Raw genomic sequence first — 21,262 nt, forward strand, 5'->3', positions numbered from 1 at the left:
AGAGATTTCCTGTGGGAGCGAGCCTGCTCGCGATGGCAGCACCTCGGTCCCGCGCCAAGCTGTTAAACTCCCGCGCCCAAATTCCCTCCTGCAAGGCGCCCAGCATGTCTTCCTTGAATCAGGCGCTGCGCGCCGCCCTCAATCGTCGTCAAGACCTGCTGGCCGAGCTGCATCAGCAAGGCACCGATTGCTATCGCCTGTTCCACGGCAGCCAGGAAGGCGCCGGCGGCCTGACAATCGACCGCTACGGCCCGCAATTGCTGGTGCAAAGCTTTCACCAGTCGCTGGAACAGGATGCGCTGCTGCAACTGCACGACACCATCAATCAGCACCTGGGCCTCGAAACGCTGCTGGTCTACAACGATCGCTCCCGGGGCAACTCGCGCATCGACCGTGAAGACACTGTCTACCGCGCCGACGAGGCCGCCCTGCAAGACTTGATCGGTCACGAATGGGGCTTGAATTACCGGATTCGCGGTCGCCACGCCGGCCAGGACCCGCTGCTGTTCCTCGACCTGCGCAACACGCGCGGCTGGGTCAAGCAGCACAGCAAAAACAAAAGCGTGCTGAACCTGTTCGCCTACACCTGTGGCGTCGGCCTGAGTGCGGCAGCCGGCGGCGCGAGCGAAGTCTGCAACCTCGATTTCGCTGAGGGCAACCTGGCCGTCGGCCGTGAGAACGGCCTGCTCAATCCGCAGTTGCCGACCATGGACTTCATCCAGTCCGACTACTTCCCGGCCATCCGCCAGTTGGCCGGCCTGCCGATCAGCCAGCGCCGCGGGCAAAAACTGCCGAGCTATCAACGTCTGGAACAGCGTCAGTACGACCTGGTGCTGCTGGATCCGCCAGCCTGGGCCAAGAGCGCTTTCGGCACCGTCGACCTGCTGCGCGACTATCAGAGCCTGCTCAAGCCGGCACTGCTGACCACCGCCGACAATGGCGTTCTGATCTGTTGCAATAACCTGGCAAAAGTCAGCATGGACGACTGGCGCGAGCAAGTTTTGCGTTGTGCAGAGAAAGCCGGCCGACCGGTGCGCGAGTGGACAGTGATGAAACCGGGCGGCGATTTTCCGTCAATGGATGAACAGCCACCGCTGAAAACCCTGATTCTTCAGCTCTGAGATTCGTCCGAAAAATCAGATAAATCCTATAAAGCAGGATCACTTCGGAACCGGAAACGCATGCCATACTCCAACGCACTCCGATTCAGACAGATGAAGCCGCACATGCCCAAAGGATTGATTCGCGCTATTGGCGCTCTGTTGACCGCTCTAGCCCTCTACAGCCTGCTGGGGTTTCTGATTTTGCCGGGTATCGCGTTGCGGGTGGCCAATCAACAATTGGCCAGTTACGCGACGACGCCCGCAACGATCCAGCGTATCGAACTCAACCCCTTCAGCCTTGAAGTCACCCTGTGGGGCCTGATTATCGGCGAACCGGGCAAGGAGCAGGTCGGCTTCGAGCGCCTGTACGCCAACCTGCAGATCGACAGCCTCTGGACCAAGGCGCTGCACCTGTCCGATATCGAAATAGACAAACCCAAGACCGAAATCCTCTTCGGCAAGGACGGGAAGCTCAATCTGCTTGGCCTGTTCAAAATCCCCGCCAGTGAACCGACCCCGGCCGACCCGAACGCCAAACCGTTCCCGTTGCGCATCGAGCGGATAAAACTGGCCGGCGGTGCCGTGCATTTCCAGGATCAACGCCCCAGTGAACCCATCGAATTCCTCTACGACAAACTCGACTTCGAACTGAAAAACCTCAGTACCCTGCCTGAAGACAGTGCCGACATGACCTTGGTGGCCATCGGTCCGGCAGGTGGACAGATCGACTGGACCGGCAATTTCAGCCTGATCCCGATCACCTCCGAAGGTAAGCTGAAGATCACCAACGGCAAGATGAAATCCTTTTGGCCCTATGTGCGTGACGCGGTGCCACTGGTGCTTGAAGACGGCGTCCTCAGCCTGAGCACCGACTACAAACTCAACCTGTCCAAGGAAACCGAACTGCTGTTGAGCAACGTCGCCGTCAGCGTCGCGCCGTTCGCGATCAAAGCACCAGACGGTCGACCGCTGGCGAAACTCGAGCGGCTGGACATCAGCGAAACCACCGTCGACCTGGCCAAGCAACAAGTGGTTGTCGGCAAGATCCGCAGCCAGAAACTGGAAACCTGGGCCGCCCTCGAGGCCGACGGGCAACTCGATTGGCAGAAACTGTTCGCCAGCCAACCGTCCAAAGCAGCCGTCAAAGCCAAGGCCGAACCGGCCGCCACGCCAGCCGCCGCCGACTCACCGAAACCCGACCCGGCGCCACCGAGCAAGCCATGGCAGGTGCTGCTCAAAGACGTGCAACTGCGCAATTACCAGGTGCATCTGGCTGACCGCAAGGCGCAACCGGCCGTGGCGCTGGATGTAGGCCCGCTGAACCTGGACCTGCAGAATTTCGACAGCCTCAATGGCGCGCCTTTTAACCTCAAGCTCGACACGGGCGTGGGCAAGCAAGGCAAGATCACGGCAGACGGTATCGTCAATCTCGCCCCGGTCAGCGCCAGGTTAAACGTACAAACCAAGGACATCGACCTGCGCGTCGCCCAGTCCTATATCACCCCGTTCATTCGCCTGGAACTGCGCAGCGGCATGCTCGGCAGTGATCTGGCGGTCGATCTGAAAAGCACCGAGCCGCTGGCATTCAGCGTCACCGGCCGTGCTCAAGTCGATCAACTGCATACCCTCGACACCCTCAAAACCCGCGACTTCCTCAAGTGGCAGCAGTTGGTGCTCGAAGGCCTGAACTATCAGCACGGCGACAGCCTGTCGGTCGACAAGGTCAACCTGTTCCAGCCTTATGCGCGCTTCATGATCAACGATGACCGCACCACCAACATCGACGACCTGCTGATTCCGCAACCGCCGGACTCCGGCGCCAAAACGGGCGCTGCCAAACCGGCCAGCCAGGAAAAGCGGCTGGGCATCCACATTGGCGGCATTGCCATCAATGACGGTTCGGCCAACTTCGCCGACTTCAGCCTGACCCCGAATTTCGCCACGGCCATTCAACAGCTCAACGGGCAAATCGGCACCATCGACAGCCGTCAGGCGAAACCGGCCAGCGTCGATATCAAAGGCAAGGTCGACCGTTATGCGCCGGTCACCATCAAGGGCTCGGTCAACCCGTTCGACCCGATGGCCAGCCTCGACATCGCCACCAGTTTCAAACGTGTTGAACTGACCACGCTCACGCCCTACTCCGGCAAGTTCGCCGGTTACCGCATCCGCAAGGGCCGGCTCAATCTCGACCTGCATTACAAGATCACCAACGGCCAACTCCTGGCCGAAAACAAAGTGGTGGTCGAGCAGCTGCAACTGGGTGAAAAGGTCGACAGCCCAGACGCTGTGAGCCTGCCGCTGAAGCTGGCGATTGCCTTGCTCAAGGATGTCGACGGCAAGATTTCCATCGAGCTGCCGGTGAGCGGCGACCTGAACAACCCGCAATTCAGTGTCATGCCTATCATCTGGCAGACCCTGCGCAACCTGATCGTGAAGGCCGCCGCGGCGCCCTTCAAAATGATTGGCGGGCTGGTCAGTGGTGGCGGTTCGGAAGATTTGGGTACCGTGTCGTTTGCGCCGGGTTCGAGCGATCTGAGCAAGGAGGCCGAAGGTTCGCTGGTCAAACTGTCCCAGGCCCTCAAGGAACGTCCGGCCCTGCGCCTGGAAATCGAAGGCACGGCGGCCGCCAGCAGCGATGGCCCGCTGATCGCCGAGCAACGTCTGGAGCGGGAATACCAGTACAACTACTACAAAATGCTCCAGCGCCGCGGCGACAAGGTGCCGGCTCAGGCTTCATTGCTGGATGTACCGGATAACGAGAAAGGCCCGTTGCTGGAAGGGATCTACCGCACGCGACTGAAGACCCAACCGCCCGCCGAGTGGAAGGATTTGGGCAAGGAAGAACGCACGGCAAAAATGCGCGAAGGCATAATCAAGTTCTGGAGTTCCAGCGACGTGCTCTTACGCCAGCTGGGTCAGGAACGCGCCAGCAGCATCAAGGACTATCTGGTCGACAAGGGTCAGTTGGCCGATGATCGCGTGTACTTCATCGACGCTAACCTCGGCGAAGCGGAAAGTGACGGTCGAGTGGTTACGCCGCTGCATCTGGACACCGAATGATGGGCGCGAAATGGCTGATGAGCCTGGCTCTGGCGATGATCGCCAGTCACGCCTCGGCAGCCGACACCCTGCGCTGCGGCAGTCAATTGGTCAGTGTCGGGGACAGGTCCAGCGAAGTGCTGCAGAAATGCGGAGAACCGGTCAGCCGTGATCTGTTGGGCTACAAGCGCAGCGCTAACCGACGAGAAGAATTTCAAGTCGAGGAATGGACCTACGGGCCCAACGGCGGGATGTATCAGTACCTGCGTTTTGAAGGTAATCGGTTGAAGCAGATCACCAGCAAGCGCGGTAACTGAATCCAGCACACATTACAATTCGAACACCGTCAATGTGGGAGCGGGCTTGCTCGCGAAAACGGCCTGACAGCCAACATTTATGTTGAATGTTAAGCCCCCTTCGCGAGCAAGCCCGCTCCCACATTTGGTTTTGCATCGCTCACAAATAGAACAGGCCCCTGACACGAATGTCCGGGGCCTGTAATGGCCACATCCTTATGGCCTTCGCATGAACTCTCCTGAGGCGGCAGACGTATTGCTCGGCCCGTCTGTCGCACCTTCTCCCAGTCCAGGCGAGAAGCTTTGCCTTACTCGGCTTTCAGGCCGTCAGCGGAAACCGCTTTGACGCCTTTGATTTTCTTGGCGATCGCCACGGCGGTGGCTTTCTGAGCGTCAGTCACCGCAACGGTGGACGACAGGGACACTACGCCTTTGTTGGTTTCGACTTTGATGTCGGTACCAGGAATGCCTTTCTCGGTCACCAGGTCGGCTTTGACTTTAGTGGTGATCCAGGTATCGGAAGTAGCTTCTTTGGCTTTGGTGACTTCACCCGCCGCCAGAGTCATCGGAGCCTGGGTGGTTTGAGTGGTCTGTGCAAATGCAGCGTTGGCCATGGTCAGGGTCAGCGCGGTAGCAGTAGCGGCAGCGATAGCGAACTTCTTCATACGAGTAACTCCTGTTTTTCATAAAGTCTGCTGCGTGTCTTGTCAGCAGGGTTACTGGAGATAGTGCGAACGTTGTGCCAACTTTGATAAAGCCAATAAATCCATATAAATCAATAGCTTACAAAAACACCTGATTTTCGGAATCATGCAAAATGCACGACTTCCAAATTATCGACATGCAAGTTGCGGGTTTTACCGCAGGCCTAAGGCCATGAATTATCGGAAGTTTTCTCAATGACTCGATTTTTCCCGAACGGCGAACAAAAAATGCCCCGTCAAACAGACGAGGCATCAGCTCAAGCCACCGGATTACGCGCCACTGCCGGGACAGCCTTTTGGTGCGAAGTCAGCGTTGACATTGCTGGCACACGTCCAGGCACCCGCCGTGTTCCCTGATGAGCGAGTCAGTGTGATGGTCTTGCCCAACACCGGTCCTGGGGCATTAACCAGCGTACAAGTGATCGTCCCGGCACCTGTCGAAGCTGTGCCTGAAGCCGCCAATGTGCAATTGGAGGTTGTCGCCGCCGCGTTACCTGCCACCAATAGCAATGTAGGGTCGGTGCCTTGGTTGATGATGTCTTCGAAAGGCACTTTCAACGCGCTGATCTCAGCCAGGCCGGCCGTCACTTTGGCCCGGGCCTGATACTTGGAGTACTGAGGCAGCGCAAACGTCGCCAGAATCCCGATGATCGCCACCACAATCAGCAGCTCGATAAGCGTAAAACCTTTTTGAGTCTTCATAGACAAGCTCCATGCATGAGTCGAAATCTCATGATCTGAACTAGCCGCAGCACAGCCCATGCCAAGCCCTTCGCCCCGTGTTGGTGGGGCGTGCGATCGACAAAAAACCTTTTCCTACCCCCAGAATCCGCACTATCTGACACTTTTTGTCACCTCAACGCCGCTGGTTTGGTTCCTCCGCTTGACTAGGCTATAACTCATGAACTGTCTGCGTCCGGTATCCCAATGAATGACATCGCCCTTAGCGGTCTGGCCAAGCAATTGGTCCTGGCCGAGCTGCTCACTGACAAAAGCGCGCAACAGGCGTATCAGCAAGCCCAACGCAACAAAATCTCCCTGGTCAGTTATCTAGTGCAGAACAAACTGGTGAAGAGTCGCCAGGTCGCCGAAATCGCTTCGGAACACTTCGGCATGGCCTTGCTCGACCTCAACTGTCTGGACAAGGAAACCCAACCCAAGGGGCTGGTCAGCGAGAAGCTGATTCGCCAGCACCACGCCCTGCCCCTCTGGCGGCGCGGCAACAAGTTGTTCGTGGGTGTTTCGGACCCGACCAATCATCAAGCCATCAATGACATCCAGTTCAGCACCGGGCTGAATACCGAAGCCATCCTGGTGGAGGACGACAAGCTCAGCGACGCCATCGAAAAATTCTTCGATACCCAAGGCACCGGCCTGGACGACATGGCTGATGTCGACCTCGATGGCGTGGACATCGAGTCGATCGATGACAACAAGCAGGACTCCATTGGCGGACAAGACGCCGATGACGCGCCGGTGGTGCGCTTCGTGCACAAGATGTTGCTGGACGCGATCAAAAGCGGCTCTTCCGACCTGCATTTCGAACCCTACGAAAAAACCTACCGTGTGCGGATGCGCACCGACGGTATTTTGCGTGAAGTCGCCAAGCCACCGATTCAACTGGCCAATCGCATCGCCGCGCGGCTGAAAGTCATGGCCAGCCTCGACATCTCCGAACGGCGCCGGCCCCAGGACGGGCGGATCAAGATGCGCCTGTCCAAGAGCAAATCCATCGACTTTCGGGTCAACACCCTACCGACCCTATGGGGCGAGAAAGTGGTGATCCGGATCCTCGACCCGTCCAGCGCCCAAATGGGCATCGACGCCCTCGGCTATGAGCCCGACCAGAAAGAACTGTACATGGCCGCCCTCAAGCAGCCGCAGGGGATGATTCTGGTGACCGGGCCCACCGGCTCGGGCAAGACGGTGTCGCTCTACACCGGGCTGAACATTCTCAACACCGTGGACATCAACATCTCCACCGCCGAAGACCCGGTGGAGATCAACATGGAAGGCATCAACCAGGTCAACGTCAATCCCAAGCAGGGAATGGACTTCGCCCAGGCGCTGCGCTCCTTTCTGCGACAGGACCCGGACGTGATCATGGTTGGCGAAATCCGCGACCTCGAAACCGCTGAAATCGCCATCAAAGCCGCCCAGACCGGTCATCTGGTGCTGTCGACCCTGCACACCAACAGCGCCGCCGAAACCCTGACGCGCCTGCACAACATGGGCATCCAGGGGTTCAACATTGCCACCTCGGTCAGCCTGATCATCGCCCAGCGCCTGGCGCGAAAATTGTGCAGCCATTGCAAGAAACCCATCGAGATTCCCCGGGAGGCGCTGCTCAAGGAAGGCTTCCCCGAGGAACGCATCGGCTCATTCACGATCTATGAGCCAGTCGGTTGCGATCACTGCAACAACGGCTACAAAGGGCGAGTCGGGATTTATGAAGTGGTGAAGAACACACAGGACCTGCAACGGCTGATCATGGCCGAAGGCAACTCACTGGAAATCGACATCCAGATGCGTAAAGACGGCTTCAACGACCTGCGCACGTCAGGCCTGATCAAGGCCATGCAAGGCATCACCAGCCTTGAAGAAATCAACCGGGTCACCAAGGACTGAATATGGCGGTCAAAGCAGCAAAAATCAGCGTCTACGCCTGGGAAGGCACAGACCGCAAAGGCACCAAAATGACGGGCGAGTTGAGCGGTCAGAATCCGGCATTGATCAAGGCCCAATTGCGCAAGCAGGGCATCAACCCCGGCAAGGTACGCAAGAAGTCCGCCTCGATTTTCAACCTGGGCAAGCGCATCAAGGCCCAGGACATCGCCCTGTTCACCCGGCAGATGGCGACCATGATGAAGGCCGGCGTACCGCTGTTGCAGTCCTTCGACATCATCGGTGAAGGCTTTGATAACCCGGCCATGCGCACACTGATTGACGAGGTGAAACAGGAAGTCGCAGCGGGTAACAGCTTCGCCGCCTCCCTGCGCAAAAAGCCTCAGTATTTCGATGAGCTCTACTGCAACCTGGTGGATGCTGGCGAGCAGGCCGGTGCCCTCGATACCCTGCTGGAGAGAGTGGCGACCTATAAGGAAAAAAGCGAAAGCCTCAAGGCCAAGATCAAGAAAGCCATGACCTACCCGCTGGCGGTGGTGTTCGTCGCGATCATTGTGACCGGGATTCTGCTGGTCAAAGTGGTGCCGCAGTTCGAATCGGTATTCAAAGGATTTGGCGCCGAATTGCCAGCTTTCACGGTGATGGTCATCGGCCTGTCGGAATTCATGCAGGACTGGTGGTGGGCGATGCTCGGCGTGCTGATCGCGGCCATCTTCGGCGTGCGCCACGCGTTTAAAACGTCGCAAGGCTTTCGGGACCGAATGGACACCTGGCTGCTGAAACTGCCGCTGATTGGCACGCTGATGTACAAGTCCGCCGTGGCCCGGTACGCCCGCACGCTGTCGACTACCTTTGCGGCGGGTGTGCCACTGGTGGAAGCGCTGGATTCGGTGGCAGGCGCCACCGGCAACATCGTGTTCAAACGCGCGGTGCTGCGCATCAAGCAGGACGTGGCGACCGGTATGCAGCTGAATTTTTCCATGCGCGCCTCCGGTATCTTTCCGAATATGGCGATCCAGATGACTGCGATTGGCGAAGAGTCCGGCGCGCTGGACGATATGCTCGACAAGGTCGCGAGCTTCTACGAGGACGAAGTGGACAACATGGTCGATAACCTCACCAGCCTGATGGAGCCGTTCATCATGGTGGTGCTGGGTGTTATCGTCGGGGGCCTGGTGGTTGCTATGTACCTGCCCATCTTCCAACTCGGCACAGCGATCTGACATGCCCTTGAACGACATTCCGACCCTCCACCCGTTGACCTTCGTGATTGCAGCCATGTTGGTCGGCCTGCTGATTGGCAGCTTTCTCAATGTGGTGGTCTGGCGCCTGCCAAAAATGCTTGACCGCGAATGGCGTGAGGAGGCTCGTGAAGTGCTGGGCTTGCCAGGCGAAACACCGCTGCCGACCTTCAACCTGATGCTGCCCCATTCCCAGTGCCCACATTGCGGCCATCGAATCCGCGCCTGGGAAAATATTCCGCTGCTCAGTTATCTGTTCTTACGAGGTCGATGCTCGAACTGCACCGCAGCCATCAGCAAACGCTACCCGCTGACCGAACTGGCCTGCGGTTTGCTCTCGGCGTTCATCGTTTGGCATTTCGGTTTCGGCTGGCAGGCCTGCATGGTGCTGCTTCTGAGCTGGGGGTTGCTGACGATAAGCCTGATCGACGCCGAGCACCAACTGCTGCCGGATGTGCTGGTGCTGCCGCTGATATGGCTGGGGCTGATCCTCAACAGTTTCACCTTGTTCGTGCCATTGCATGATGCATTGTGGGGCGCTGTGGCCGGCTATATGGCGTTGTGGTCGGTGTTCTGGCTGTTCAAGCTGATCACCGGCAAGGAAGGCATGGGCTACGGTGATTTCAAGTTGCTAGCGATGTTCGGCGCCTGGGGTGGCTGGCAGATCTTGCCGCTGACCATCCTGTTATCGTCGATGGTGGGCGCCGTTGTCGGCGTGATTTTGCTGCGTTTGCGCAACGCGAAAACCTCCACGCCGATCCCCTTCGGACCCTATCTGGCAATTGCCGGCTGGATTGCCTTGCTCTGGGGTGGTCAAATAACCGGCTTCTATTGGCAGTTTGTCGGTTTGAAATGAATACCCCTGTGGAAAAACCCTGGATTCTCGGCCTGACCGGCGGCATCGGCAGCGGCAAAAGCGCGGCTGCCCAGCACTTCATCGACTTGGGCGTGCACGTAGTGGACGCCGATCACGCGGCGCGTTGGGTGGTAGAGCCGGGGCGCCCGGCGCTGGCCAGGATCGCCGAACACTTCGGCCCCGACGTATTGCAAGCCAACGGGCAGCTGGATCGCGCGGCGTTGCGCAAACTGATCTTCGAAGTGCCAGAGGAACGCCGCTGGCTCGAAGCGTTGCTGCATCCGCTGATCGCCAAGGAAATCGCCGAGCATCTGGCCAAGGCACAATCGCCTTACGCGATTCTGGTTTCGCCGCTGCTGATCGAGTCCGGGCAATACGCCATGACCCAGCGAGTCCTGGTGATCGATGCCCCGGAACAACTACAGATCGAGCGCACCTTGCAGCGTGACCAGACCAGCGAGCAACAGGTCCAGGCGATCCTCAAGGCCCAATCCAGCCGACAGGACCGCGTGAGCCACGCCGACGATGTAGTGGTCAACGACCGCGACCTCGCCTGGCTGCACAGCGAGGTCGAACGCCTGCATCACTTTTACCTTACTTTGCGTGGAGGCCAGTCATGAGCCAGACCCCAACCGTCAATTGCCCAACCTGTGGCGCCCCTGTCGAATGGGTCGCCAGCAACGTCAACCGGCCGTTCTGCTCGGATCGCTGCAAATTGATCGACCTCGGGGCATGGGCCTCGGAAGAACACAAGATTCCGGTCAGCCCGGATGCCGAAGACGACCTGTTCAGCGAAGACTTCGAGCCGCGTCACTGATCTTCAAGGCCGCATAAAACCATAGTCCTGGCTGTCATCGAGGTTTTCCGCAAGAAAACGCAACTCATCGGCCAGGTCTTCGACACTGCGCACTGCCTTGCTCTGTTGCACCACTGCACTGAGCAAGGCACGCAGGCTCAACCCCGGATCAAAACCCACTTCCTGCGCCCCATCCAGACTGTGACGCAACTCCTGCCTTGCCCATTCGTAGACACTCATTTCGATGCTCCTGAAGGTTTTCCAGAGCATGGATTCGTGAGCGATTTTTGCCTTTGATGTGGATCAAGATTTGGGATCGTCGTCTTTCCAGGGGGCCGAAAGGTAGCGCGTGCGATTGAACGTTTCCAGCCACTCGGGGCAAAACACCACTAGCGCACTGACCACCATGCCGTTGATGAACGCTTCCGGAAAAATCAGCAGCCACAGATAACCGACAAAATCTTCCAGCCAATACGGCATGGCGAAACGCTCGTCGAACCACAGCAGCCACAGCGCCAGCAGCAGGCACAGCAACGCCGACAGCGCCGCAGCAAAGAAACCGGACACGAAGATATACACAAAGGGATTACGCGGTTGCGCTCGCTCCACCAGGATGGCGCAGCATTCGGTGACCAGCACCGGCAGTAGAATCAGCAGCGCGCCGTTGACCCCCATTGCCGCCAGATCTTGCCGCCCGAGCAGCACCAGTCCCGCTTGCGCCACCAACCCGCCGACAATCGCCAGCGGCCAGTCGAGCAACAGGGTCACGGCGGTCATGCCGATAAAGTGGTAGGACACGCCGGTGTCGAAGTCTTGTCGCACCAGCCAGAGCATGAACAGCGCGAACACCGTGCCGAACAACAGATGCTGCCGACGACTGTCGCTGAACAGTTCGACCCACGGTGCTCGCGCAACGGCCCAGATCAGCACCGGCACATAGATCAACCACCCCGCCGTGAGGGTTTCAGGTGACAGTAACTCGGCGCCGATCATGGCTGGGCACACTCCCTTGTCTTGCCGAAAGAGAACAGGCCCTCAGTCTACACCGGCCCTTGTACACCCTTCGACTTCAGGCCCAATGCCGTGGATCGTTCATCACCGCCTCGTGTTCAGCGAATAGCTTGGGCAATTCGGCTTTGAGAAAGTCCACCCAGGTCCGAACCTTGGCATCGAGAAAACGCCGCGACGGGTACAGCGCATACACGTTGCGTTCACGGGGGCGCCAGGCCGGCAGCAAGCGCAACAACGTGCCATCGCTCAACGGACGCGTCGCGGTGTAGAACGGAATCAGGCTGATCCCCATGCCGGCCTCCGACGCCTTGACCATCGACTCGGCAACATTGCATTGAAAGGTCCTGGCCGGGCTGACGGCATGCTCTCCGACTTCGTCCCGGAACACCCATTCATCGCTGTACAAAGGGTCGAGCATGCGCAGGCACTGATGATCGTTCAGCGCCAGCGGTGTGTGCGGCACGCCACGCCGTTGCAGGTAGTGCGGGGAGGCGCAGGGCACGCTGTAAATCTGCCCGATGGCCTGGGCGACCATTTGCGAATCGGCCAGTTCGTGGGCAATCGAAATCACCACGTCGTGCCCTTCCTCCATTGGATCGGGATTGCGCTGCGACAGGGTCAACTCGAACACCACGTCGGGGTAAAGCTCGCTGTAGCGGGCGATCAATGGTGTGATCAGCACGCCCAGGCCACTCATGCTGTGAACCCGCAGCCGTCCACTCGGTTTGAGATGGGCGCCGCGAGCCTCTGCCGTTGCCACCTCCATTTCTTCGAGTATTTGCCGACTGCGTACCAAAAAGCGCTCACCGGCCTCGGTCAGGCTCAACCGCCGCGTGGTGCGTTGCAGCAAGCGTGCTTGCACATGCTGCTCCAGATCCGCCACCAATCGGGACACTTGCGCGGTCGACAGTTCCAACGCGTCGGCGGCGGCGGTAAAGCTTGCGCATTCCACCACGCGGACGAACACCCGCAAGTTATTGAGCAGATCCATAAGCCCTCCCCGGGCAGTGACTGTTACGTTTCATGTAAGGCTGCATCAGGCGCTGGCCCCTTTATCGGTCGCGGGCAAAGACTAGAATTCAGGTATCGAAATCAACACGGAGCACGGAAAAATGAAAACCCTGATCAGCCTGTTTCTGACCGTTGTCGCCACCTCAGCCTTGGCCGCCGGCAACGACCCCGCCGCCACCTCGTACAACCCGGCACAGCGGCTGGACATCGCCGAAGTGGTTTCAGTGTCGAACACCGCGACCGCCTGCGGGGTTGTGCCTGCGGCCATGGTGTACGTCGATCATCAAGGCCAGACCCATCGCGTGACGTACGAGGTCATGGGTGATTGCACGAGCAACCTGTAATCACTGGCACGACTCACACGATCATTCGTTTCGCCTGCAAGGCCAGATCATGCAGGCCGGCCAGACGCGCCATGATGCGTTCGACCACCTCGACCCTGACAACCGCACCGCTTTGCAGTTCGCCCATCGAGTGCAGGGCCACTCCGGCTTTTTCCAGGCCCAGACGTGTGGAGCCGGACAACTGCTGAAGACCTTGCCGTGCCTGTTCAGCGGACTGTTCCAGCCCCGTAGCGATTTGGCGGATCTGCGCACTGGAGTCCGCGGCCTGACGCGAGAGATTGCGCACCTCATCGGCCACCACCGCAAACCCTCGGCCATGGCTGCCCGCCCTCGCCGCCTCAATGGCTGCGTTCAACGCCAACAGGTTGGTCTGACGGGAGATGTCCTGGATGCTGCCGACAATCGCGCCGATGCGCATCGACTGACTGCCGAGCTCGTCGAACACTTGATCCAGACGCTGCATGTAGAGGTTCAGATCTTCCAGCACACTGGCCGAAGACTGCATGCTCAGCGCACTCGCCTTGACCCGTTCACCTGCCGTGCGCGCCAGTTGATTGGCAAAGCGCATGTCTTCCTCGGTTTGCAGCACGGACTCGGTCAGTTGCTCCAGCTTGACCTGCAAGCCGATTTTGTAAGTGGGTTGTTCTTTTTCAGTGGTCATAGCAGTGTCCAGGTGTAACTGAGGATCAGGCGGTTTTCGTCGATATCGCTGCGGTAGTTGGAGCGAGCCATCGCGTTGCGCACACGGATCCCGAGGCCTTTGAGGCTGCCGCTCTGCAGCACATAGCCGATGTCCAGATCACGCTCGCGGTCCTTGCCCTCGAACCCTTTGCCGGTGTCGACGTTGTTGCCGGTGATGTAGCGCACAGTGCTGGTCAGCCCCGGCACACCGAGGGCGGCGAAATCGTAGTCGTAACGCGCCTGCCAGGAGCGCTCATCGGTGTAGGCAAACTCATAGGTCGGCACCTCGTTACCCAGAGGGCTGATGTTGGCAAACACTCGCGGGAACGCGCTGTCGCCGAACATGCCCTGATAGCCGACATAGAACGTGTGGCCGCCACGCTTGGCCGACAGCAAGGAGAAGAACGCCTGGTTGTCGATATTGCCCAGCAGTTTTTTGCCGTCTTCGCGCGAATCGTAATACCCAACGTTGGCGCCCAGGGTCCAGTTACCGAGTGGCTCGCTGTGCTTGAGGCCGAGAAAGCGCTGGTTGTAGATATCTTCCAGTTGCCCGAACCAGGCGCTGACCGAGCTGCGTTTATCGTTGAAGGAATAATCGGCGCCGGCAAAGTTGAAACCATCACTACTGACCTGACGCTGCGGTACATGACCGAGCATGGCTTGCATCTTTTCGTCGCCGGCCTCGTTGCGCAGGCTGGTCGAACTCAAGTGACCACCTTGTAAGGTCAGGCCATTGATCTCGTTGGAGCTGATGCTTGCACCCTGATAGCTGGGCGGCAGCAAACGGATATCGCTGAAGGCCAGCACTGGCACGTTGGGTTGCAGTTCACCCACCTTCAGTTCGGTTTTGGAGAAACGCACCTTCAACGCGCCTTCCAGACGGCTGTATTCATTCGCCGCGCGCCCGTCACCCTGCACCGGCAGCAAACCGGTATTGACCCGATCCGGGCTGCTGTCGAGCTTGAGGCCGAGCAGGCCAATAACATCCACACCAAAACCGACGGGGCCCGGGGTGTAACCGGATTTGACGTTGAGGATGAAGCCCTGCGCCCACTCTTCAGCCTTCGATTGCTGGTTGGCCCCGACGATGTCGGAAAAGTCCCGGCTGAAGTAATAGTTGCGTGCTTGCAAGGTCGCCGTGGTGTCTTCGATGAAGCCACTCTCGGCCGCCATCGCACCGGCGGAGAAACTCGAGACGACCGCCATGGACAACACTGAACCGGTTGTTGGAAGAATCTGTTTCATTGTTTTTTCTCTTATTTTTATTGATCGACAGGTTGAAGTGCTTCAGCCGCAGCGGATTTGCGGCGGTGAACGGGACGACGGGCGTTCAACAACACGTGGGTGACCATGCCGAAAATCAGCCCCCAAAAAGCAGCGGACAAACCCAACAACGACATGCCCGACGCGGTGGTCAGAAAAGTCACCAGCGCGGCTTCGCGATCGCTCGGCACAGCCATTGCGCCGGCCAACGCCCCGGCAATTGCGGCGAACAGCGCCAGCCCGGCCAGGGCGGCGATCAGTTCTTTGGGGAACGCCGAAAACAGCGAAACCAGGGTGGCGCCGAAGATCCCCAGCACCAGGTAACACAGCCCGCCCACAACCCCGGCCACATAGCGTTTGCCGGGATCTTCATGGGCTTCGCGCCCGGTACAAATCGCCGCGGTGATGGCTGCCAGATTCAGCCCATGGCAACCGAACGGCGCCAACAGCGCCGTGCCCAGCGCACTGCTGGCGATGATTGGCCCGGCCGGTGTGGCGTAACCGCTGGCGCGCAGCACCGCCATGCCGGGAACAAACTGGCCGGTCAGCGCCACCATCACCAGCGGCAAGGCGATATTCAGGGTCGCGCTCAGGCTGAACGCGGGTGTGATCCACACCGGCGTGGCCAAACCGATCACCAATGCCTCGCTGCGCAAATCACCGAAGAGAAAAGCCATCGAGCAGCCCACCAGCAGCACCATCAACACCGCATACCGCGGCATCAGCCGTTTGCAGACCAGGTACGTGGCGAACATCGCCAGCACCAGCAACGGTTTGCCCTGCAACGAGACGAACAACCCCGTGCCGAAGCTGAACAGAATCCCCGCCAGCATCGCTGCCGCAATCGCCGCGGGCAGTTTGCCGATGATCCGGTCAAACGCTCCCGAGACCCCGACCAGAAAGATAATCAGGCTGCTGACCAGATACGCGCCTACCGCCTCCGGCATGGAGATCCCCGGCAACAGCGCCACCAGCAACGCCGACCCCGGCGCCGACCACGCGATGATCACCGGCACGCGGTAACGCAGGCTCAGACCGATGCCGAGCACGGCGCTGCCGATGGAAATCGCCCAGATCCAGGACGACAACACCTCCCGCGAGAGGTGTGCGGTCTCGGCGGCCTGAAAGATGATCACCAACGGGCCTGCGTAGGAAATCACCGTGGCGATAAAACCGGCGACGGCCGCAGACAGGGAAAAGTCCTGGAATAAGGTTTTCATGAAACCTCGCCAACAGCCCCGTCAGGCGATCCGTGGATGCCCGGCAACATTTGTTTGGCACTGCGCCGACTGCTCACGGCGAACACGGTCATGGCAATCGCGGCCACCGCACCGGGCAAGGCGAATGCCATGAAGTTCAGTTGCAGTGGCAGGCTGATCCCGAGCAAGGCACCGCCCAGCAGCGGTCCGACGATGGCACCGTTGCGCCCGATGCCCGAGGCCCAGCCCAAACCGGTGGAGCGAATGGTCATGGAGTAGAACTGCGCGGCGCAGGCGTACAACAGAATCTGCGAGCCAATGGTGGTGGCGCCGGCAATGGCGATCAGCAAATACAACAGCGGCATCGGGCTGTTGAAGCCCAGCAAGGTGATCGACACCGCAGCCACGGCGAAGAACACCGCCAACACCCGTGGCAGGTTGAGTTTGTCTCCCAGCACACCGCCGCCCACCGCGCCGAAAATGGCGCCGAAGTTGAGCACCAGCAGGAACGACAGACTTGAGCCCAGGCTGTAACCGGCGTTAGCCATCAGTTTTGGCAGCCAGGAACTCAAGGCGTAGACCATCAGCAAGCAGCAGAAAAACGCCAGCCACAACATCAGCGTGCGCAGCGCACGACCTTCGCGAAACAGTTGCAACACCGGCGTGCCGGTGCCCTTCACTTCGCTCATGTGCAGCTGATCGCTGGTTTGCGCGACGTACGCCGGGTCAATCCGCTGCAGGATTTTGCGCGCCTCTTCATTGCGCCCCTGACGCAGCATGAAACCCACCGACTCGGGCAGGAAGTACATGATCAACGGCAACAACAGCAACGGCAGCACCGCCACATAAAACACCGATTGCCAGCCAAAACTCGGGATCAGCACGATACCGAGCCCCGCCGAGAGCATGCCGCCTACCGAATAGCCGCTGAACATGATCGCCACCAGCGTGCTGCGGATTTTCTTCGGCGCGTACTCGTTCATCAGCGCCACGACATTGGGCATCACCCCGCCAATGCCAAGCCCGGCAATGAACCGGCAAAGCCCAAACTCGGTGGGGTTGCGGGCAAAACCATTGAGCACGGTGAAACCGCTGAACAGCATCACGCAGATCGTGATGGCTTTTTTGCGACCGATCCTGTCCGACAGCGGGCCGAAAAACAGCGCGCCGAACATCATGCCGAACAATGCATAACTGCCCAGTGCGCCCGCTTGCAGAGGACTGAGCCCCCACTCTTTCATCAGCATCGGCAGCACCACGCCGTAGATCACCAAATCGTAACCGTCGAAAATGATGATCAGGGCACACCAGAACAGCACCATCCAGTGAAAGCGATTGAATCGTGCGTTGTCGATAACCGCATGTACGTCGATCTTGCGCATGGCATTTATCTCTTGTTGTTATTTTTTTAAGAGCGTCGGCAACACGGCTAACGTCCGTACAGCCGAGGGTAGAGGCGCCAGGCGCGGGGCAATATCCGCTTTGCGCAGATCGCTATCCGTTTTGTGCAAGGCCCTGAACCGGGCGCGGGATGGGGAGTATTGCGGGGATGGCGGGCAGCAAATCCGGCAGATCGGAACCTCTGCGATGAACTGCCTTCATTGCGATCACATTTGAACGCTAAGCGCGGGCTGATGGACGATTGAGATGTCAGCGCCTGCGGTCACAGGCGCTTTGTGCGGATCAGGGCAGGGCTTTCTCCAGCGCCTCACGCAATTGCGCAGCCGTGGCGTATTCATGCTGAGCCACCAATCGACCGTCCTTGAGCTGCAGCCACAGCACTTTATCCACAGGCCCGGGATAGCGTGGCGCCACGCGACCATCGCGGTCGAGCATCACTCGATAGGGATAATCGCGCATGGCCGGTACAGCGAACATTTTCGCGATCAGTCGAGGCATGCGCTGGATGTCCGCGACAAATACCGCGTGCCGAGCCTCCAGGTAGCCCTTGGGCTGGTCCTGCAGAGCAGCGCCGACCAGTTTGGCGGCGTCCATGCTGCGCGCCACCAGCAACGTCTGAGTCTGATTATCAAGCGTGAAGGCCTGATCGAATTGATCGAGCAAGGTCCACGGCGCCAGCCGCTCACCCACCTCCAGTGCCTGCGCCCAAAGAGGCAGAAGACTGAGCAATAACACGGGCCAATATTTCACGTTCTACTCCTCGTTCAAGCTCATTTGAGTAATGGCCATCAGTCTACACCGCCCATTTCGAGCGCCCAGTCCCACTGTTTACCGTTTCACGCTTTCTGCTTGTCGCAAATGAACGCTAAGCTTGGGCCTATGGATGACTCAGATTATTTACGCCTGCTGACCATTGCGGCCGAGCAAGCCAACGCGTTCCTGTCCAATGCCCGCAAATGGGAGCGTGAGCGTTGGGTCTGCCAGCGCCTGCTGCAAGGCCTGAACATTCCCTATCGCGCCGACGAATTCGCCCCGGCCGGGGAGCCGCCGGACGTGCTGTTTCGTGACGCCAGTTTCGAAGTGTTTTTCGTGCTCGATGAAGGCCGACGCCTCAACGACGAATGGCGCGATGAACTGCAACGTCGGCGCAGCGCATTTTCCCTGAGTTCGCTGGTACGGCGCGAGGCCAAGCCCCGGCGCATTCCGGCCAATGAGTTTCTGCTGAGACTGGCGCCGACCTTGCGCAAAAAAGCGCACAACTACAAAGAACGCGGCATGGACCTGGGCGAACTGGACATCATCGCCTTCGCCAGCCTCAAGCGCGAAGTGCTGGACCTCAACAGCCATTTCCCGCCGCCAACCGAATACCTGCGTCAGGGCTGGCGCTCGTTGTCGCTGGTCGGCCCGACCTTCGCCCGTGTGCTGTTCGCTCACCCGGACGCCCCGGATTTCCTGCGCAGCAACCTGGGTCGCAGCATTGTTTTCGACGTCGGGATCAGCCTGTGAGTCCATTGCAGGCGCTGATTGCCGAAGTGCCGCAAACGGGTCGCGTTCGCTGGATCGGCGTGCGGCCGCAATCACGTTCTCAAATGATCGAACTCGATGCCGTGGAGGCGCGACTTGAAGCCGGTTTGACCGGTGATCACGCGCGTCCCGGCGTACGCAATGCGCGGCAAGTGACGCTGATGCAATGGGAGCATCTGGCGGTGATCAACTCACTGATGGGCCGCACGGCGGATCAACCGGTGCTAGCGCAGGACTTGCGGCGCAACATCGTCGTCAGCGGCATCAATCTCTTCAGTCTCAAGGGCCGACGCTTCAGGATTGGCCAGGCGATTTTCGAAACCACCGGCTGGTGCCAACCCTGCGCCCGTCTCGAGAACAACCTCGGCCCCGGGACCTTTCAGGCCGTTCGAGGACATGGCGGAATCACCGCCCGGGTGTTACAAAGTGGAATCATTCGCCTGGACGATACGGTGAGCGTCGAGCCCATTCCTGCCAGCGGCTATGCTCCGTTCAACGTTCGTTAAATCCGCCTGTAGCTTCTACACATTCAGCAACGTCTACCCCTGACGAGGCCCAATATGACCAGCCGCCTGAACCCCGACGACCAAAAGCATGTCGAAGAGTACCTGCAACTGTCCCAGCACCAAGTCGAGCGCCGGCCTTTCCGGCCGTGGATGCTCCTGGTGGTGGTGTTGGCAGTGACCATTGGTCTGGGCCTGTTGAGCCGACTTATCAGTTACCTGACGCTATGAGCTGCATCGCGCTCGCTCGGGTAATTGAACCGATTTCTTTTAGCCTTGCGAGATATCCCCATGACTCATCGTATTGTCATCGTTGGCGGCGGCGCCGGCGGTCTGGAGTTGGCTACCCGTCTGGGTAAGACTCTGGGCAAGCGCGGCACGGCCAGTGTGATGCTGGTCGACGCGAACCTGACCCACATCTGGAAACCGCTGTTGCACGAAGTGGCGGCAGGTTCCCTGAACTCTTCCGAAGACGAACTCAACTATGTTGCCCAGGCAAAATGGAACCACTTCGAGTTCCAGCTGGGGCGCATGAGCGGGCTTGATCGCGCGCAGAAGAAAATCCAGCTGGCGGCCACCTACGACGAAGCCGGCATTGAATTGGTCCCGGCACGCGAAGTGGGTTACGACTCGCTGGTGATCGCGGTCGGCAGCACCACCAACGATTTCGGGACTCAGGGCGCGGCGCAACACTGCCTGTTCCTCGACACCCGCAAACAGGCCGAGCGCTTCCACCAGCAATTGCTCAACCACTACCTGCGCGCCCATGCCGGGCAGACCGACAAGGTCGAGCAGATCAGCGTGGCCATCGTCGGCGCCGGTGCTACCGGTGTCGAACTGGCCGCCGAACTGCACAACGCCGCCCATGAACTGGCGGCTTACGGCCTGGACCGGATCAAACCGGAAAACATGCACATCACCTTGATCGAAGCCGGGCCACGGGTGTTGCCAGCGCTGCCCGAACGTATCGGCGGGCCGGTGCATAAAACCCTGGAGAAACTCGGGGTCAACGTCATGACCAATGCCGCCGTCAGTGAAGTGACGGTCGACAGCCTGATTACCGCCGATGGCAAAGTCATCAACGCCAGCCTGAAAGTCTGGGCGGCCGGGATTCGTGCACCAGGCTTCCTCAAGGACATCGATGGCCTGGAGACCAACCGGATCAATCAGCTGCAAGTGCTGCCGACCCTGCAAACCACCCGCGACGAGAATATCTTCGCCTTCGGTGACTGCGCGGCCTGCCCGCAGCCGGGCAGCGATCGCAACGTGCCGCCACGCGCCCAGGCTGCGCATCAGCAAGCTTCGTTGCTGGCCAAATCGCTGAAGCTGCGGATCGAAGGCAAGCCGCTGCCTGAGTACAAATACACCGACTACGGCTCGTTGATCTCGCTGTCGCGCTTTTCGGCTGTGGGTAACTTGATGGGCAACCTCACCGGCAGCGTGATGCTGGAAGGCTGGCTGGCGCGGATGTTTTACGTGTCGCTGTATCGCATGCACCAGATGGCGTTGTATGGCGCGTTTCGTACGGCGATGTTGATGCTGGGCAGCAAGATCGGGCGCGGGACTGAGCCGCGACTCAAACTTCACTGATAGAACACAATCCACTGTGGGAGCGGGCTTGCTCGCGAAGGCGGTGTAACAGTCAACAGAGATGTTGAATGT

The 21,262-nt window shown here is 59.3% G+C and carries 23 protein-coding genes; 13 read left to right on the forward strand and 10 right to left on the reverse strand.

What is annotated here, in order from left to right:
- Positions 1 to 104 precede the first annotated feature (104 nt).
- The 3 genes from KGB03_RS18760 to KGB03_RS18770 are packed head-to-tail and all read left to right on the forward strand — an operon-like array spanning position 105 to position 4,462.
- The gene (locus tag KGB03_RS18760) at positions 105 to 1,121 is read left to right on the forward strand and encodes a class I SAM-dependent rRNA methyltransferase (RefSeq protein ID WP_223528175.1); all 1,017 of its coding nucleotides are present in this window, start codon (positions 105 to 107) and stop codon (positions 1,119 to 1,121) included.
- A gap of 60 nt (positions 1,122 to 1,181) precedes the next feature.
- On the forward strand, positions 1,182 to 4,166 hold the full coding sequence (locus tag KGB03_RS18765) for a DUF748 domain-containing protein (protein WP_223528177.1): 2,985 nt from the start codon (positions 1,182 to 1,184) through the stop codon (positions 4,164 to 4,166).
- The gene (locus KGB03_RS18770; protein WP_111451067.1) at positions 4,166 to 4,462 is read left to right on the forward strand and encodes a DUF2845 domain-containing protein; all 297 of its coding nucleotides are present in this window, start codon (positions 4,166 to 4,168) and stop codon (positions 4,460 to 4,462) included. The genes KGB03_RS18765 and KGB03_RS18770 overlap by 1 nt, the downstream gene beginning before the upstream one ends.
- A gap of 287 nt (positions 4,463 to 4,749) precedes the next feature.
- On the opposite strand, the gene KGB03_RS18775 is transcribed toward KGB03_RS18770, so the two are convergent.
- Positions 4,750 to 5,106 (reverse strand): BON domain-containing protein, encoded by a 357-nt coding sequence (locus KGB03_RS18775; protein ID WP_111451068.1) that lies wholly within the window; start codon positions 5,104 to 5,106, stop codon positions 4,750 to 4,752.
- A 309-nt stretch (positions 5,107 to 5,415) separates the two neighbouring features.
- Positions 5,416 to 5,847, reverse strand: a complete 432-nt coding sequence (locus KGB03_RS18780; protein WP_218537491.1) for a pilin — start codon at positions 5,845 to 5,847, stop codon at positions 5,416 to 5,418.
- Between the two features lie 225 nt (positions 5,848 to 6,072).
- Here KGB03_RS18780 and pilB point away from each other — a divergent pair, with 225 nt between their 5' ends.
- The 5 genes from pilB to yacG are packed head-to-tail and all read left to right on the forward strand — an operon-like array spanning position 6,073 to position 10,684.
- Positions 6,073 to 7,773: a type IV-A pilus assembly ATPase PilB gene (gene pilB / locus KGB03_RS18785; protein ID WP_218537492.1), complete on the forward strand. Its 1,701-nt coding sequence runs from the start codon at positions 6,073 to 6,075 to the stop codon at positions 7,771 to 7,773.
- 2 nt (positions 7,774 to 7,775) lie between these two features.
- Positions 7,776 to 8,993: a type II secretion system F family protein gene (locus KGB03_RS18790; RefSeq protein WP_218537493.1), complete on the forward strand. Its 1,218-nt coding sequence runs from the start codon at positions 7,776 to 7,778 to the stop codon at positions 8,991 to 8,993.
- Position 8,994: 1 nt separating this feature from the next.
- Positions 8,995 to 9,867 carry a prepilin peptidase gene (locus KGB03_RS18795; RefSeq protein ID WP_223528179.1) on the forward strand — a complete coding sequence of 291 codons (873 nt, stop codon included), beginning with the start codon at positions 8,995 to 8,997 and terminating at the stop codon, positions 9,865 to 9,867.
- Positions 9,864 to 10,487 (forward strand): dephospho-CoA kinase, encoded by a 624-nt coding sequence (gene coaE, locus KGB03_RS18800; RefSeq protein ID WP_223528181.1) that lies wholly within the window; start codon positions 9,864 to 9,866, stop codon positions 10,485 to 10,487. Before KGB03_RS18795 ends, coaE begins: the two co-directional genes overlap by 4 nt.
- On the forward strand, positions 10,484 to 10,684 hold the full coding sequence (gene yacG, locus KGB03_RS18805; protein WP_008153323.1) for a DNA gyrase inhibitor YacG: 201 nt from the start codon (positions 10,484 to 10,486) through the stop codon (positions 10,682 to 10,684). The genes coaE and yacG overlap by 4 nt, the downstream gene beginning before the upstream one ends.
- 3 nt (positions 10,685 to 10,687) lie before the next feature.
- Here yacG and KGB03_RS18810 read toward each other — a convergent pair whose 3' ends face one another.
- The 3 genes from KGB03_RS18810 to KGB03_RS18820 form a co-directional block, all read right to left on the reverse strand.
- Entirely contained in the window at positions 10,688 to 10,903 is a 216-nt protein-coding gene (locus tag KGB03_RS18810) for a hypothetical protein (protein WP_111451074.1), read from the reverse strand.
- A gap of 63 nt (positions 10,904 to 10,966) precedes the next feature.
- Positions 10,967 to 11,656 carry an energy-coupling factor ABC transporter permease gene (locus tag KGB03_RS18815; protein WP_008153325.1) on the reverse strand — a complete coding sequence of 230 codons (690 nt, stop codon included), beginning with the start codon at positions 11,654 to 11,656 and terminating at the stop codon, positions 10,967 to 10,969.
- Positions 11,657 to 11,732: 76 nt separating this feature from the next.
- Positions 11,733 to 12,665: a LysR family transcriptional regulator gene (locus KGB03_RS18820; protein ID WP_223528184.1), complete on the reverse strand. Its 933-nt coding sequence runs from the start codon at positions 12,663 to 12,665 to the stop codon at positions 11,733 to 11,735.
- A 121-nt stretch (positions 12,666 to 12,786) separates the two neighbouring features.
- Here KGB03_RS18820 and KGB03_RS18825 point away from each other — a divergent pair, with 121 nt between their 5' ends.
- The gene (locus KGB03_RS18825; RefSeq protein WP_223528188.1) at positions 12,787 to 13,029 is read left to right on the forward strand and encodes a DUF2790 domain-containing protein; all 243 of its coding nucleotides are present in this window, start codon (positions 12,787 to 12,789) and stop codon (positions 13,027 to 13,029) included.
- Positions 13,030 to 13,042: 13 nt separating this feature from the next.
- On the opposite strand, the gene KGB03_RS18830 is transcribed toward KGB03_RS18825, so the two are convergent.
- The 5 genes from KGB03_RS18830 to KGB03_RS18850 all read right to left on the reverse strand — a co-directional run bounded on the left by KGB03_RS18830 (position 13,043) and on the right by KGB03_RS18850 (position 18,323).
- Positions 13,043 to 13,690 carry a methyl-accepting chemotaxis protein gene (locus KGB03_RS18830; protein ID WP_317851238.1) on the reverse strand — a complete coding sequence of 216 codons (648 nt, stop codon included), beginning with the start codon at positions 13,688 to 13,690 and terminating at the stop codon, positions 13,043 to 13,045.
- Entirely contained in the window at positions 13,687 to 14,955 is a 1,269-nt protein-coding gene (locus KGB03_RS18835; RefSeq protein WP_223528191.1) for an OprD family porin, read from the reverse strand. The genes KGB03_RS18830 and KGB03_RS18835 overlap by 4 nt, the downstream gene beginning before the upstream one ends.
- A 17-nt stretch (positions 14,956 to 14,972) precedes the next feature.
- A complete protein-coding gene (locus KGB03_RS18840) occupies positions 14,973 to 16,193 on the reverse strand; it encodes a benzoate/H(+) symporter BenE family transporter (protein WP_223528194.1) in 1,221 nt (406 codons plus the stop codon).
- Entirely contained in the window at positions 16,190 to 17,554 is a 1,365-nt protein-coding gene (locus tag KGB03_RS18845; protein ID WP_223528197.1) for an aromatic acid/H+ symport family MFS transporter, read from the reverse strand. Before KGB03_RS18845 ends, KGB03_RS18840 begins: the two co-directional genes overlap by 4 nt.
- Positions 17,555 to 17,855: 301 nt before the next feature.
- Positions 17,856 to 18,323, reverse strand: a complete 468-nt coding sequence (locus KGB03_RS18850) for an FAD/FMN-containing dehydrogenase (protein ID WP_218537497.1) — start codon at positions 18,321 to 18,323, stop codon at positions 17,856 to 17,858.
- Between the two features lie 129 nt (positions 18,324 to 18,452).
- Here KGB03_RS18850 and KGB03_RS18855 point away from each other — a divergent pair, with 129 nt between their 5' ends.
- From KGB03_RS18855 to KGB03_RS18870, 4 genes are read left to right on the forward strand one after another with little or no spacing between them, the layout of a single operon-like run.
- Positions 18,453 to 19,079, forward strand: coding sequence for a DUF1780 domain-containing protein (locus KGB03_RS18855; protein ID WP_008154887.1), 627 nt, complete (start codon positions 18,453 to 18,455; stop codon positions 19,077 to 19,079).
- On the forward strand, positions 19,076 to 19,603 hold the full coding sequence (locus KGB03_RS18860) for an MOSC domain-containing protein (protein ID WP_223528200.1): 528 nt from the start codon (positions 19,076 to 19,078) through the stop codon (positions 19,601 to 19,603). Before KGB03_RS18855 ends, KGB03_RS18860 begins: the two co-directional genes overlap by 4 nt.
- Before the next feature lie 54 nt (positions 19,604 to 19,657).
- Positions 19,658 to 19,831 carry a DUF3094 domain-containing protein gene (locus KGB03_RS18865; protein ID WP_008154890.1) on the forward strand — a complete coding sequence of 58 codons (174 nt, stop codon included), beginning with the start codon at positions 19,658 to 19,660 and terminating at the stop codon, positions 19,829 to 19,831.
- 60 nt (positions 19,832 to 19,891) lie between these two features.
- A complete protein-coding gene (locus KGB03_RS18870; protein WP_192410873.1) occupies positions 19,892 to 21,190 on the forward strand; it encodes an NAD(P)/FAD-dependent oxidoreductase in 1,299 nt (432 codons plus the stop codon).
- Positions 21,191 to 21,262 lie beyond the last annotated feature (72 nt).

This window comes from Pseudomonas sp. BF-B-26 (assembly GCF_019956495.1).
GTDB lineage: Bacteria > Pseudomonadota > Gammaproteobacteria > Pseudomonadales > Pseudomonadaceae > Aquipseudomonas.

Coding starts and splice junctions, on each gene's coding strand:
- KGB03_RS18790 (WP_218537493.1), top strand. CDS start 7,776: ATGGCGGTCAAAGCAGCAAAAATCAGCGTCTACGCCTGGGAAGGCACA.
- KGB03_RS18825 (WP_223528188.1), top strand. CDS start 12,787: ATGAAAACCCTGATCAGCCTGTTTCTGACCGTTGTCGCCACCTCAGCC.
- KGB03_RS18770 (WP_111451067.1), top strand. CDS start 4,166: ATGGGCGCGAAATGGCTGATGAGCCTGGCTCTGGCGATGATCGCCAGT.
- KGB03_RS18855 (WP_008154887.1), top strand. CDS start 18,453: ATGGATGACTCAGATTATTTACGCCTGCTGACCATTGCGGCCGAGCAA.
- pilB (WP_218537492.1), top strand. CDS start 6,073: ATGAATGACATCGCCCTTAGCGGTCTGGCCAAGCAATTGGTCCTGGCC.
- KGB03_RS18780 (WP_218537491.1), bottom strand. CDS start 5,847: ATGAAGACTCAAAAAGGTTTTACGCTTATCGAGCTGCTGATTGTGGTG.
- KGB03_RS18865 (WP_008154890.1), top strand. CDS start 19,658: ATGACCAGCCGCCTGAACCCCGACGACCAAAAGCATGTCGAAGAGTAC.
- KGB03_RS18840 (WP_223528194.1), bottom strand. CDS start 16,193: ATGAAAACCTTATTCCAGGACTTTTCCCTGTCTGCGGCCGTCGCCGGT.
- yacG (WP_008153323.1), top strand. CDS start 10,484: ATGAGCCAGACCCCAACCGTCAATTGCCCAACCTGTGGCGCCCCTGTC.
- KGB03_RS18830 (WP_317851238.1), bottom strand. CDS start 13,690: ATGACCACTGAAAAAGAACAACCCACTTACAAAATCGGCTTGCAGGTC.
- KGB03_RS18765 (WP_223528177.1), top strand. CDS start 1,182: ATGCCATACTCCAACGCACTCCGATTCAGACAGATGAAGCCGCACATG.
- KGB03_RS18760 (WP_223528175.1), top strand. CDS start 105: ATGTCTTCCTTGAATCAGGCGCTGCGCGCCGCCCTCAATCGTCGTCAA.
- KGB03_RS18815 (WP_008153325.1), bottom strand. CDS start 11,656: ATGATCGGCGCCGAGTTACTGTCACCTGAAACCCTCACGGCGGGGTGG.
- KGB03_RS18810 (WP_111451074.1), bottom strand. CDS start 10,903: ATGAGTGTCTACGAATGGGCAAGGCAGGAGTTGCGTCACAGTCTGGAT.
- KGB03_RS18820 (WP_223528184.1), bottom strand. CDS start 12,665: ATGGATCTGCTCAATAACTTGCGGGTGTTCGTCCGCGTGGTGGAATGC.
- KGB03_RS18775 (WP_111451068.1), bottom strand. CDS start 5,106: ATGAAGAAGTTCGCTATCGCTGCCGCTACTGCTACCGCGCTGACCCTG.
- KGB03_RS18795 (WP_223528179.1), top strand. CDS start 8,995: ATGCCCTTGAACGACATTCCGACCCTCCACCCGTTGACCTTCGTGATT.
- KGB03_RS18835 (WP_223528191.1), bottom strand. CDS start 14,955: ATGAAACAGATTCTTCCAACAACCGGTTCAGTGTTGTCCATGGCGGTC.
- KGB03_RS18845 (WP_223528197.1), bottom strand. CDS start 17,554: ATGCGCAAGATCGACGTACATGCGGTTATCGACAACGCACGATTCAAT.
- KGB03_RS18870 (WP_192410873.1), top strand. CDS start 19,892: ATGACTCATCGTATTGTCATCGTTGGCGGCGGCGCCGGCGGTCTGGAG.
- coaE (WP_223528181.1), top strand. CDS start 9,864: ATGAATACCCCTGTGGAAAAACCCTGGATTCTCGGCCTGACCGGCGGC.